Annotated in this window: 11 protein-coding genes; 4 read left to right on the top strand and 7 right to left on the bottom strand. The window is 66.7% G+C overall.

Translation table 11 applies throughout. The features are described 5' to 3' along the window. Positions 1-42 precede the first annotated feature (42 nt). A complete protein-coding gene (locus GAA2_RS00245; RefSeq protein ID WP_159405108.1) occupies positions 43-1,362 on the bottom strand; it encodes an IS256 family transposase in 1,320 nt (439 codons plus the stop codon). Positions 1,363-1,780: 418 nt separating this feature from the next. Here GAA2_RS00245 and GAA2_RS00240 point away from each other — a divergent pair, with 418 nt between their 5' ends. Next, a complete protein-coding gene (locus GAA2_RS00240) occupies positions 1,781-3,136 on the top strand; it encodes an FAD/NAD(P)-binding protein (RefSeq protein WP_191834638.1) in 1,356 nt (451 codons plus the stop codon). Between the two features lie 37 nt (positions 3,137-3,173). Here GAA2_RS00240 and GAA2_RS00235 read toward each other — a convergent pair whose 3' ends face one another. The 4 genes from GAA2_RS00235 to GAA2_RS00220 all read right to left on the bottom strand — a co-directional run bounded on the left by GAA2_RS00235 (position 3,174) and on the right by GAA2_RS00220 (position 6,129). After that, complete coding sequence (locus GAA2_RS00235; RefSeq protein ID WP_191834637.1) at positions 3,174-3,608, bottom strand: hypothetical protein; 435 nt, start codon at positions 3,606-3,608, stop codon at positions 3,174-3,176. Next, on the bottom strand, positions 3,605-4,786 hold the full coding sequence (locus GAA2_RS00230; RefSeq protein WP_191834636.1) for a globin domain-containing protein: 1,182 nt from the start codon (positions 4,784-4,786) through the stop codon (positions 3,605-3,607). Before GAA2_RS00230 ends, GAA2_RS00235 begins: the two co-directional genes overlap by 4 nt. A 14-nt stretch (positions 4,787-4,800) precedes the next feature. Continuing rightward, positions 4,801-5,307: an RrF2 family transcriptional regulator gene (locus GAA2_RS00225; protein ID WP_191834635.1), complete on the bottom strand. Its 507-nt coding sequence runs from the start codon at positions 5,305-5,307 to the stop codon at positions 4,801-4,803. A 66-nt stretch (positions 5,308-5,373) separates the two neighbouring features. Next, positions 5,374-6,129: a DUF72 domain-containing protein gene (locus tag GAA2_RS00220; protein ID WP_191834634.1), complete on the bottom strand. Its 756-nt coding sequence runs from the start codon at positions 6,127-6,129 to the stop codon at positions 5,374-5,376. Between the two features lie 369 nt (positions 6,130-6,498). On the opposite strand from GAA2_RS00220, the gene GAA2_RS00215 reads away from it, so the two are divergent. Next, entirely contained in the window at positions 6,499-6,993 is a 495-nt protein-coding gene (locus GAA2_RS00215; protein ID WP_191834633.1) for an FBP domain-containing protein, read from the top strand. Positions 6,994-7,086: 93 nt separating this feature from the next. Here GAA2_RS00215 and GAA2_RS00210 read toward each other — a convergent pair whose 3' ends face one another. Together GAA2_RS00210 and GAA2_RS00205 are read right to left on the bottom strand one after the other, a co-directional pair. Further along, positions 7,087-7,740 (bottom strand): hypothetical protein, encoded by a 654-nt coding sequence (locus GAA2_RS00210; protein WP_191834632.1) that lies wholly within the window; start codon positions 7,738-7,740, stop codon positions 7,087-7,089. 236 nt (positions 7,741-7,976) lie between these two features. Beyond that, entirely contained in the window at positions 7,977-9,326 is a 1,350-nt protein-coding gene (locus GAA2_RS00205; RefSeq protein WP_191834631.1) for a lipase family protein, read from the bottom strand. A gap of 147 nt (positions 9,327-9,473) precedes the next feature. On the opposite strand from GAA2_RS00205, the gene GAA2_RS00200 reads away from it, so the two are divergent. Both GAA2_RS00200 and GAA2_RS00195 read left to right on the top strand, forming a co-directional pair. Then, positions 9,474-11,141 (top strand): RecQ family ATP-dependent DNA helicase, encoded by a 1,668-nt coding sequence (locus GAA2_RS00200; RefSeq protein WP_191834630.1) that lies wholly within the window; start codon positions 9,474-9,476, stop codon positions 11,139-11,141. A gap of 521 nt (positions 11,142-11,662) precedes the next feature. Beyond that, positions 11,663-12,343, top strand: a complete 681-nt coding sequence (locus GAA2_RS00195) for a TIR domain-containing protein (protein ID WP_024500025.1) — start codon at positions 11,663-11,665, stop codon at positions 12,341-12,343. The last annotated feature ends 5 nt before the right edge of the window (positions 12,344-12,348 follow it).

Genomic DNA, 12,348 nt, shown 5'->3' with positions numbered 1-12,348 from the left:
CTGGAGTCAGAGAAATTGTCAAGACCTGTGGATCGGGGTGTTTCAGGCGACCTCCGTTCCGGTGCGCTCGTCACCGTTTGAAGGCGGTTGCGGTGGGGTGATGTCGGTGGGCCGTTCGAGCAGTTTGCCTTTGTGGAAGACCGCGCCGGCACGGACCAGGGCGACCAGATGCGGGGCGTTGACGGCCCGCCAGCGGGCTTGTGCGGCGTCTATCAGCTTGTAGGCCATGGCAATCCCGGCCGCGCGTGATCCAGGCCCCTTGGTGACCTTGGTCCGAAGTCGCACCGTGGCGAAAGTGCTTTCGATCGGGTTGGTCGTGCGCAGGTGAATCCAATGCTCGGCCGGGTACTTGTAGAACTCAAGCAGGGTGTCAAGGTCGTCGGTGATCTTGGCGACGGCCTTGGGGTATTTGGCGCCGAAGTCGACCTCGAATGCCTTGACCGCGACCTGTGCCTTGTCGATGTCCTCGGCGTTGTAGATATCCTTGATCGCCGCCAACGCCGACGGATGTGCCGACTTAGGCAGTGCGGCAAGGACATTGGCCTGCTTGTGAAACCAGCACCGCTGCTCACGGGTCGCTGGGAACACTTCGCGGACCGCCTTCCAGAACCCGAGGGCGCCATCGCCCACGGCCAGCACCGGGGCAGTCATCCCGCGGCGTTTGCAGTCGCGTAGCAGGTCGGTCCACGACTCGGTGGACTCCCGATACCCGTCGGTGATCGCCACCAGCTCCTTGCGGCCATCAGTACGCACGCCAATCATCACCAGCAGGCACAGTTTGGTCTGCTCCAGGCGCACCTTGAGGTGGATGCCGTCGACCCACAGGTAGACGTAGTCGGTACCGGACAGATCACGGCGCCCGAACGCCGCGGCTTCGTCCTGCCACTGCGCGGTCAGCCGGGTGATCGTCGAGGCCGACAACCCCGCACCCGAGCCGAGGAACTGCTCCAACGCCGCAGTGAAGTCGCCGCTGGACAGCCCATGCAGGTACAGCAGCGGCAACACCTCACTCATCTGCGGAGACTTACGTGCCCACGCCGGCAGGATCGCCGAGGAAAACCGCTGCCGCACACCGGTATCGGGGTCCACGCGGCGGTCGTTGACCCGCGGCGCCTTCACCTTGACCGCGCCGGCCGCGGTCAGCACCTCACGCGGCTGGTGGTAGCCGTTGCGGACCACCAACCGATGGCCGTCCTCATCGAGCTGGTCGGCGAACTGGGCCACGTAGGCGGCGACCTCGGCTTTGAGTGCTGCAGCCAGCATCTGCCGGGCGCCGTCGCGGACGATCTCGTCCAATAACGACCGACCGGCACCGCCGGTGCTTTCAGTGGCCTCGGTGGCATCGTGAACTACGGTGAGCATGGGCGTACCTTCCCGAACCAGCGCGCCAACGCCGGCTCATGATCGGACCTTCGGATATTCAGATCATCCTCGGGAAGGTGCGCCCACTTTCAACGCCCCCTCACCGAGGGTCATCCACAGGTTCTGATCATTGCTCTGGAGTCAACATGGCGGCGCGAACCCAGAAAAGGGACTTACGTAGTACGAGAAGGGCATCAAGTACAACGACGGCGGCGACAGCAGGACGAGCGACGACGGTGGCCGCGCTGCCTCGGGCGGTGGGGTCACCGGCCCGCATCCAGTGACTGCCGACACTGCCGCTGCGCCTCGTCCAACCGAGCGGGACCGGTCTGCTGTAAGAAGTACCGGTGCCAGAAATGCGTCCCCGTCCACGAGCCGGATCCGTCTGTTCCGGCTTCGTCGGCGCAGGTGCCGGGTGATGCGCGTCATCGTGGTCGGGGCCGGCGCCGCCGGCTCGCTCGTCGTGTTCCACCTGGCTCGACTGCTGGCCGCGGACGAACGGACAGACACACTCGAGGTCGTGGTCATCGACGCGGTCGACCAGGTCGCCGGGCCGGCCTTCGGCACGACGGATCCTGCCCACCTCCTGAACGTCCCCGCATCGGGGATGTCGGTGGACCCGGACGAGCGGTTCGACTTCGTGGACTGGTGCCGGTCGGAGGGACTGGTCGTCGGCGAACAGGCGCACTACTTCTTCGCCCCGCGGGCGCAGTGGGCCCGCTACCTCCGATCCCGGCTGGCGGAGGCCTGCGAACGCGCCGGAGACCGGCTGAGTGTCCGGCACCTGCGCGACGACGCCACCATCGTCACCGCGGTGGGTGACGGCGTTCGCGTGGAGACGGCGGGCGGGACAGTCTTCGACGGGGACCGCCTGGTGCTCGCGACCGGACTTCCCGGCGTGGGCAACGACTGGGCGCCGTGCGACCTGAGTGAACAACCTCGATACATCGCCGACCCGTGGCTGCCCGACGCCCTCGAACCGGTGCTGGCCGACGACGGGGACGTCCTGGTGGTCGGTACCGGTCTCACCATGGTCGACGTGGCGATCAGCCTGCTGAAGTCCGGCGACGACCGACGCGTGGAAGCCATCTCGCGCGGGGGTCGATTGCCTCGACGTCATGCCGACACGTACCTCGGCGAGGTCGTCCCCGACACCTCGACGTGGGGCGACAGCCTGGACGAGATCCGGGCCGCGGTCGCCACCCATGTAGCGAGAATCGAACGCCTGCTTGGGAACTGGCGACCCGGCGTCGACGGTGTGCGCTACCGGATCGCCGAATTGTGGAGGCGGCTCGACGAGACGGACCGCCGCACCTTCGTCCGCGACCTCGCCGGGGACTGGGGTGTGCGTCGTCATCGGATGCCGCCGTCGAGCGGTGCGCTGATCGACGAGGCCCGACGGACGGGTCGTCTCGTCGTGCGCTCGGGGCGGATCACCCGAGTCGACGCGGTCCCGGGCGGTCTGGTCGTCGCGACCGGCGAGGACGAGCGCACCTATGCCTGGATCGTGAACTGCACCGGCCCGCAGACGGATCTGCGGCGACTCGGCAATCCCGTCCTCGACTCGATGTTCGACGCCGGACTGGCGACGACCGACCCGCTCGGTCTGGGTCTGGTCACCGACGACGGTCGTGTCCTCGACGCCGCCGGCCGTCCGGGCCCGATCTGGACACTGGGATCGCTGCGCCGCGGTGAACTCTGGGAGTCCACCGCCATACCCGAGATCCGCACGCAAGCAGAGGAATTGGCCGCGTCGCTCATCGGTGACAACTGAGGTCACCGATGAGCGACGGGTTGCTCGGGTCAGCTCGTCAGGTCGCGCCGACGAGTACCGCCGTGCCGAGCCAGACCAGCGCGGCCACCTTGATGACCTCGACGCCGACATAGACGAGATGCGCTGAGCTACGCGGGCCGTCGTGTCCGGCCAGCACGGCGTCGGACCGCTTGGTGAGGGCCGGCCGGACCGCGATGAGCTGGACGACCAACGCGGCGACCGCAACCCCGGTGGCAGTCGGTATGGCCGCCCCCGGCCAGGAACCGAGTACGACGGCGACCAGGATGGCGACCGCCCAGACGAGCTCCGCGGCGTTGAGAGCACGGAAGACCAGTCGGCCGATCCCGAGACCGATGGGCAGGGTCACGCCGGGCGCCCGGAACTTCAGCGGCGCCTCCAGGAAAGAGATCGCGACGACCATGCCGAGCCACACGAAGGTGAGCGCGGTGACCACCGCCGCGGCGGTGCTCATCGGGCACCCGATCGCAGGAGTTCCGGACCGAAGGTCTCGTAGTGGATCCGACTCTCCGCGATGTCGCGGCCGAGGAACTCCTGACGCATCGACGACAGGAACCCGGTGGGTCCACAGAGCATGACATGTGAATCGCGGTCGACGGTGACGTTGTCCAGCGACATCTGACCGACCCGGACCGAGTCGGAGACGATGTGCGGCGAGGTGTTCTCGTACCACTGGATGAGCCGCCCGGTCGGCAGCGAGTCCACCAGCGCGGCAAGCATTCCGCGGTGCGGCTGGCGGTCGCGGGACCGGTCGGCGTGCAGGACCGTCACCGGGCGCGCGTCGCCCTTCTCGGCCAGTGCGGTCAGCAGGCCGATCACCGGCGTGCAGCCGATGCCGGCCGAGGCCAGCAGCAGCGGGGCGTCGTCGTCGGGCAGGACGAGATCGCCGAAGGGAGTGCTGACCCGCAGGATGTCGCCTTCGAAGACGTTCTCGTGCAGGTGGGCCGAGACCTCGCCGGCGAGTTTGACACTGAAGCGCCACTGGGCGTCGACGGGAGACCCCGTCAGGCTGTACTGGCGGATCTGCTGGGCGCCGTCACTCAGCGGGACCTGCACCGAGATGTACTGCCCGGGACGGAATCCCGGGAGACCGCCGTCGACAGCGGCGACCGTGAGAGCGATCGTGTCGGGCGAGACCTGGACGCGGTCGGTGACCCGGACCTCGCGCCACACCTGGCCGGGCTCGACACCCGCAGCGGCATACAGGTCGGATTCGGAGGCGATGAGCAGATCGGCCATGTCCCAGTACAACTGGTCCCACGCGTCGGCCACCTCCGGCGTGACGGCATCGCCGAGGACCTCGACGATGGCCGCGAACAGATGCTGGTGGACGACCTTGTACTGATCGGCGGTGACACCCAGCGAGGCGTGCTTGTGCGCGATCCGGTCCAGGATGAACCGCTGGCGTCGAACATCGGGTTCGAGCTGGAGACGCGCGAAGGCGGCGACCGAACCGGCGAGAGCCTGCAGCTGTTCACCGCTCTTCTGGTGGGTGCGGTTGAACAGGTTGTCCAGCAGGTTCGGATGTGCGTCGAACAGTCCGCGATAGAACCGCGGGGTGATCTCGGTGAGAGCTCCCTCGACTGCGGGCAGGGTCGCTGCGAGAGTGGCGCGTTGGGTGTCGGACAGCATGAGAACTCCTCTGTTCACTTGCTCACTGGGTGAGAGTCTCCGGCCTCCGGCCGGAAGTCGTTGTCACCGTTGGGCGGCCGCGTCGACAACGACAGCAGCACCGCGGTGGTCGGCTCGCCGGCGAGATCGGCGACGGTTTCGGAATCGAGGCTGTCGTAGAACGCGGCGGCCGCCCGGGCGAGCGCACCCCGGAGATGGCACCCGCGGCGCAGCGGGCACGGCTGCGGGCCTTCGCAATCGACGACCTCCCCGTCACCTTCGAGGGATCGCGCGAGCCAGCCCACGCGTGCTTCGCGACCGAGGTCGGTGATCGTCAGACCCCCGGCCCGGCCACGGCGCGCATGGACGACACCCATCTCCGACAGCCTGCCGACGACTTTGGCGACATGCGTGTACGGGACGGCGAGCTCCGCCGCGAGATCCTTTGTGGTGAGAGATGGTGCAGCCGAAGACTCTTCACCGGCGACGGCGAGTCGCATCACGACCCGGAGGCCGATGTCGGTGAAGCGTGTCAGCTGCATGCGGCAAGTGAAACATAAATTGGCATCGCCGATACCAATTTATGTGACGTGTTCTCTATCACTCGGCTACCGCGGTGCGACCGTCCTCACAGGCATCCCCAGGGTCTGTGCGCGCCGAATCATGGTGCGCGCATTGTCGATCGCGGCGCAGCCGGGGTCGTTGTTGAAGTACACGTAGACGTCGCACTCAGCGTCGAAGCTGTCGCGCAAACGGCGCAGCCAGGTGTCGATGGCGCGGACGCCGTAGCTCATCGGCCGTGTGGCGGTGCCGTCATGCATGCGCAGGTATCCGAAGTCGGCGGTCCGCCACAGCGGGGTGAGGATCCGACTACGGCGATCGGCCCAGCACAGCGCGGCATTGTGCCGTTCGAGGACCTCACGGATCTCGTCGGTCCACCAGGACTCGTGACGCGGCTCCACGGCGATCTGGACACTGTCCGGGAAGAGCTTCAGGGTGTCGGCGAGGGCGTCGGGCTCTGCCCGGAGGTTGGGCGGAAGCTGCAACAGCACAGGTCCCAGCTTCGTCCCGAGACCGGCGGCACGGTCGAGGAAGCGTTCGACCGGTTCGGCCGGCTCTTTCAGCCGCTTCACATGCGTGAGATAGCGGCTCATCTTCGCCGCCATCCGGAAGTCTGCGGGAACCGCGTCCGCCCAGTGCTCGAACGCCGTCTTCTCGGGCAACCGGTAGAAGGTGTTGTTCACCTCCGCCGTGGTGAACCGTTCCGCGTAGTAGTTCAGCCACAGCCGCTGCGGGAGCTTCTCGGGATAGAACGCGCCGCGCCAGTCCTTGTACTGCCAGCCGGAGGTACCGATGTGGAGCATGCTGCTCACCTCTGTCCGCGTGCCGACGCGGTCGGCTCGACACGATCGTCCGGTGGCCGCACGCCCGTGGTGGGGATCACCACGATCGGATACCCGCTTTCGGCATGTGCCAATCGCCGCCGGCAAGGCTCCGCCGGCAGAGTGGTTCCTCGATCGTGGTTATTTCCGTTGACAGAGTCGCATCGGGACGCGAGCATCTGGTTCATGCATCCGTTCGTGTCGTCGCCCGCTGGGCGTGAGGAGGTCGTCGGCGTCGTGCGGCCGACGGTTGAGTGACCTGCCCCGACCGGCGCGAGTACCGCATCCGCGGACCGCGCCGGTCGACGCGTGCCCTCATTCCCTTCACGACACCAGAGGTGTTTTTCCTTCATGCATGCTCTGACCGAGTCCGAGATCCGCTCTTCCTTCGTCAATGCGACCGTCCGCGAACGCAAATCACTCATCCTCCCGCCCGATTTCACGGAAACGAATTGGGAGCGGACGGATTTCGTCGGCTGGCGAGATCCGAAGCAGCCGGTGGTCGGCTACGTCGTCATCCCGACCGACGTCGAGCCGGTCGGCGTCATGCTCCGGCTGGGCGGACGCCAGCCGCGCAAACGCCCGCTGTGTTCGTTCTGCGAGGACGTCCTCCTGCCCAACGACGTCGCCTTTTTCAGCGCCAAGCTCGCCGGTGCCGCCGGACGCAAGGGCGACACCATCGGCACCTTGATCTGCTCGAACTTCGAGTGCTCGAGGAACGTCCGGATGAAGCCGCCGCCGATGTTCGGAGGCCATGACCCGGAAACCGTCCGGCAGCAGCGAATCGAGTCGCTGCGAACACGCCTCTCCGGCTTCGCCGGGCGCGTGCTCGGCACGTCTGCGTGAACGACGACCCGCGAGTCTGAATGACGTCGAGGACCCCGCTCCGCGATTGCGGAACGGGGTCCTCGATGTGAGAGGTCAAGCGGTCTGGAGAAGCTACTTCTTCTTCGGCGGAGCGTTGAGCAACTGGATGAAGGGCTGGGCGTTGGCGATGGCCGATCCGAGTCCGCCGACAGCGGTTCCGCCCAGCGAGGCAGCCGAACCCAGCAGGATCGCGCCGCCGATGCAACCGGCGAGGGGGCCGGCTCCGAAGAGCAGGGCCACCGGCGCGGAAACAACACCCGCAGCCACGGCGCCGAGCAGACAGCCACCGACCAGGCCCGTCGCCGCGCCGAGGAAGCCTCCCACACTCGCGGTCAGGCCGATGTTGTCCTTCACGCCGGCGACAGCGGCCTGCAGGTCGACATTGTGACGAACCGGCTGCAGCCGGGCGGCCAGCGGCGAGGTGTTCACCGTCAGCGTGGCCGACCGGCCGTGCACGTAGGCATTCACGGGATGAGTGAAGTCGTCGACGGCCAGGGTCAGCGGGACCGATTCCACGTTGTGTCCGTTGCGGTCGCGAAGGACGAGCTGATTACCGGACTTGACGAATGAACCGGTGTCGGTGGAGACGACGACGCTCGAGTCGTGCCGAGCCACGTTCCATTGGGTACTGACCGGGCCTGCGGTGTCGGCGTAGGCGGTACCGGTAGCCACACCCATGGACGCGATGACCATTGCCGCCGTGGCAAGGACTTTGTTGAACTTCATCGAGTTCGCTTTCTCTTTGTGCCCCAGCACTTCCGGGGCCACCTTCGGACCGCATGACCATAGGGGCCCCGGACAACCAGGCAGGCGGCCGGCAGCCGGCCAGTAGGTGAACAACAGGAGAAAAGCTGTGCAGAAAACGGCAAACATCACCAAACGGGCGACTCCGTGTGGGTCGCGCGCCGGTGACACCGGACATCCGGGTACCAGATCCTGCCCCGCCGAGCTTCAGCGAGTGATCACGCGGTCTGTTCCGACGGCGGGACCGGCACCGTCACGTCCGTGGTGGGGTCGATTCCCGCAGTGGACGCGACGGCGTCGCCACGCCGCTCGGCCACCGAGCCGCGCAGCCGTCGGGTCACCTGTCGCAGCGCCCATGCGGGCGATGGCTGTCCGGCGAGCGTCGTCACCGTGCGATCGGTCGCCGGACGGCCGGCGAGCCGGTTCGCGAGCCAGGACACGGCCATCGGGCCGGACAGCGGCAGCAGCGAGATGTGCTCGCTGAGCTGATCCCGGACATATGTGACGGGCACCCCCTGCTCGCGGTAGAGGGCGACCTGCCGGTCGACGTCGGCGACAGCGATGATCGGATCGCGCACCGCCTGCACGACGAGCAACGGGATGTCGGGGCGATGGGTGCCGAGCTGCACGTCGCTCATCATCTCGACGATCTCGCGCTGAGCCAGGACGTCGGCGAGCGGGATGTCGAGGTATCGGTCGATGTCGTGGTTGCGGAACCGGCGCACCGCGTGCAGGGTCGGCATCTGGGCGATCTCGTCGAGATGCCGACGCCCGGACGGGGTCGCGTGCTGCAGGATCACCTGGTCGAGCTGTGGATACACCCGGCGCAGACCGGCGATCACCATGACGGGCAGACCGGCATGCAGGCTCCCGTTGAGTCGCAGTAGCGCCGAGGCCATGTCACCGACCGGTGATCCGAGGACGGCGCCGACCAGCCGGAGTTCCGGCGCGTACTCCGGCGCCATCTCCGCAGCCCATGACGTCGCCATACCGCCACCGGAGTAACCCCACAAGCCGACCGGGGTGTCGTGTGAGAGTTCATGATGGGTGAAGGCCAGCGCTGCGCGGATGCCGTCGAGGGTGCGATAACCGGGCTCTCGTGGAGCACCCCAGGCGCCGAGCATGCCCTCGTGGTCGGGGATGGAAACCGCCCAGCCCTTCGCGAGCGCGCGACGCACCACGAGGAATTCGAAGGGTGCGATGGCGTGCCCCGCCCGGGCACCCTTTCGCAGCGCGTACGACGGGAAACTCTGCGAGGTGACGGCATCGATCGCGCACTGGAACGACAGCAGCTGGAATTGCGCCTCACCGGCCCGTCGCCGCGGAAGCACGACCGTGGTGGCAGCCACCCCGGCGACGCCACGGAGGTCCGTCGACCGATACAGCAGTTGCCAGGCATCGGTGCGGTGCTGGGAGGCCCAGTAGTCCTTGAGCTCGACCTGCCGGCACCGGATGATGTCTCCCGGGGCCAGGGTGGCCACATCGGCCGGCTCGTCGTAGAACGGATCGTGCACAGGAAGCAGCACGTCGGCAGGCTCGTGCTGTCCTCGATGAACACCGGCGGTCATCGTCAAACCTCATCTCCGGGACGCCTCCGCGCCCTGTACCGGATACTCAACGGATCCCGCGTTCACGGCATTCCGGGCGACGCCCCTCTCTCCACGATGGCACGTCGTGGTCTTCCCGTGGTTCGTCTGGAAGGAGAAACAGCGAGGATGACCGAATCGATCGACGAACGCCGTCGTGCGGAGCTGAGGCGGATCGCCCGCGAGGACTTCGGCTGGACCACGCTGCGACCCGGCCTGATCGAGGCGATGGAGCCGCTCCTCGACGGCCGCGACGTGCTTGCGGCGATGCGCACCGGATACGGGAAGTCGGCGATCTATCAGGTGGCCGGCGCCATGCTCGACGGGATCACCCTCGTCATCTCCCCGTTGATCGCACTGCAGCACGACCAGGTGGCCGGGATCTCCGCCGCCGACGACGCACCGATCGCCGTCGCCCTCAACTCCGCGCTCGGTCCGCGGGCACTGACCCGTGCGTGGGACCTCGTGACCGCCGGGGGCGCCGAGTACGTGTTCGTCGCACCCGAACAGCTGGCGAAGACCGAGGTGGTCGACCGTCTCCGCGACGCGGGCGTCTCGCTGGTCGTGGTCGACGAGGCACACTGCATCGCCGCGTGGGGCCACGACTTCCGCCCCGATTATCTGCGTCTGGGTGCGACGATCGCCGGCCTGGCGGCGTCGCCGAGGTCGCCTCGGCCACCGGTCCTGGCCCTGACCGCAACCGCGTCGCCACCGGTCCGCGACGAGATCATCACCGAACTGCGCATGCGGGAACCGGTCGTAGTCGCGACCGGCTTCGACCGTCCGAACATCCGGCTCGAGGTACGACGCGCCGCCCACGCCACGGACAAGCGACGCGCACTGATCGCTCGTGTCACCGAACTCGACGGATGCGGCCTGGTCTACGTCTCCACCCATCGGGCGGCGATCGAGTACGCGTCGGCGTTGCGGGGGCGCGGGATCCGCGCCGCCGGATACCACGGGGGCCTGCGCGCGGTCGACCGGTCGCAGGTGCATGGCGACTTCCGCGCCGGCGAGGTCGACGTGGTGGTGGCGACGTCGGCGTTCGGGATGGGCATCGACAAACACGACATCCGGTTCGTCGTCCACGAGTCGGTGCCCGATTCGCTGGACGACTACTACCAGGAGATCGGTCGTGCGGGCCGCGACGGCGACCCGGCCCTGGCCCTACTGTTCTATCGGCCCGAGGATCTGGCCCTGCGTCGGTTCTTCGCCGGTCGGCATCCCGTGGAGAACGTACTCCGCCGCGTGTTCGCGGCGCTGCCCCCGCAGGGTGAGCCGATCCCGCTGCGTGACCTGGGTCGGCGACTCGACCTCCGGACACGCACCCTGATCAACTCGCTGAACCTTCTCGAGCAGGCCGGCGCGGTGCTGTCCGGACCCGACGGATACCGAGTCGGTCAGACGACGGCGGATGACGCGGTCGCCGGAGCGGTGCACGCCGCCGACGTCGGGGCCCGGATGGACACGTCCCGCGTGGAGATGATGCGCGGCTACGCCGAGACCGCCGACTGCCGACGCCGCTTCCTGCTCGGCTACTTCGGCGAACACCGTGTGGGTGCCTGCGGCAACTGCGACAACTGCCTGACGGGAGCGGCCCCACCCTCGGCGATCCTCGACGCCGACGTACCGTTCCCACTCAATCACCGTGTGCGGCACGAAGACTGGGGAGAGGGCGAGGTGGTCCGCGTCGAACCGGATCGAGTGACCGTGCTCTTCGACGAGCAGGGTTACCGCACGCTGTCGCTCGACGCCGTGCAGCGGTCGCAGGTGTTACGTGTCGTCGGAGAGCAGTGAGCGGGAACCGCGACACCGCCAGACCTAAACAAGAAGGCCAGACCGCGTTCTCGCAGTCTGGCCTCTGACACCGTGTGAGCTTCCGCTCGTGGTGACCAGTACAGCTTTGCTGGTTGACGGCGGTTTCGAGCGCGAGGTTCCGAGGATTCTGTCGCGGATCTCCGAGGAGTTTTCGGCTGCTCTGAAGGCCAATTGGCCTAGCGTTGTCTGACGTCGTGATGCCTAGGTGGGCGCCCGCTGTGGGGACCGCAGCCTTGCGGGTTTGGGCGTTTTCGCAGCTCCCAGGCAGTTTCAGGCGTTTGAGCCGGGTATCGGGCTGGCGATGGTCGAGGAGTTTGTGGGTCTCAGAACAGCGTTGTTAGGACCGTTTCGGCAGGCGCGCGGTACGGAGGCGAACCTGCGACGGCCAGTACCGAACCCGACAACGAAGCACTTCGCAACCCCGCCTAGCTCAGGTTAGTCCCTGCTCGCTACTCGGCGTGTTCATCAATTCCCACGGTATTTCACATTAGGATCGGCGCATGGCTACGAAGGATGAGGTAGTTAACCTCTTGACTGGTCACTACGGATTGACCATATCCGGCGAGAAGGACGTCCAGAACGGCGTTCAGCTCATCACTAGCCAAGGGCCAAAAGTCGTTGTCTACCACTCCGGCAAGGTTGTGGCAGGTGGATCGAAATCAGACTTGATAGCCGATCTGAAGGACCGGCTCAATGGCGTTGGCGGCGGCACCGTTCCGAAGAGTCGAAAGGTGTTCGTCGTCTACGGCCACGATAGTACCGCGCGGACCCAACTCGAGGCCATCATCCGCCGTTGGAATCTGGAACCGATCCTGCTCGACCAGTTGACCAACGAAGGCGCCACTCTGATCGAGAAGCTTGAACGCGCAATGGACGAAGCGGTATTCGCCATCGTGCTCGTGACACCTGATGACGAAGGGCATCCAAAGGATCGTCCCGACGAGAAGAAGTATCGTGCGCGTCAGAACGTGGTTCTTGAGCTGGGAATGATGCTCCGCGGTCTCGGCCGGGAGCAGGTCGCGATTCTAATGCCGACTCTCACATCTGGCGTTATGGAACGCCCGTCTGATATCGATGGGCTGATGTACATTCCGTACAAGGACACGGTCGAGGACGCGAAGGTTCTGTTGGCGAAAGAACTGAACGGCCAGGGTCTGAGCATTGACCTCAACACGCTCTAGCTAGC

Origin of the sequence: Gordonia ajococcus (genome assembly GCF_012974285.1) — a bacterium.
In the GTDB taxonomy this organism is placed as follows: Bacteria; Actinomycetota; Actinomycetes; order Mycobacteriales; family Mycobacteriaceae; genus Gordonia; species Gordonia amicalis.
Note: the sequence above shows the minus strand (reverse complement) of the source record. Positions and strands in the feature narration are given on the sequence as shown.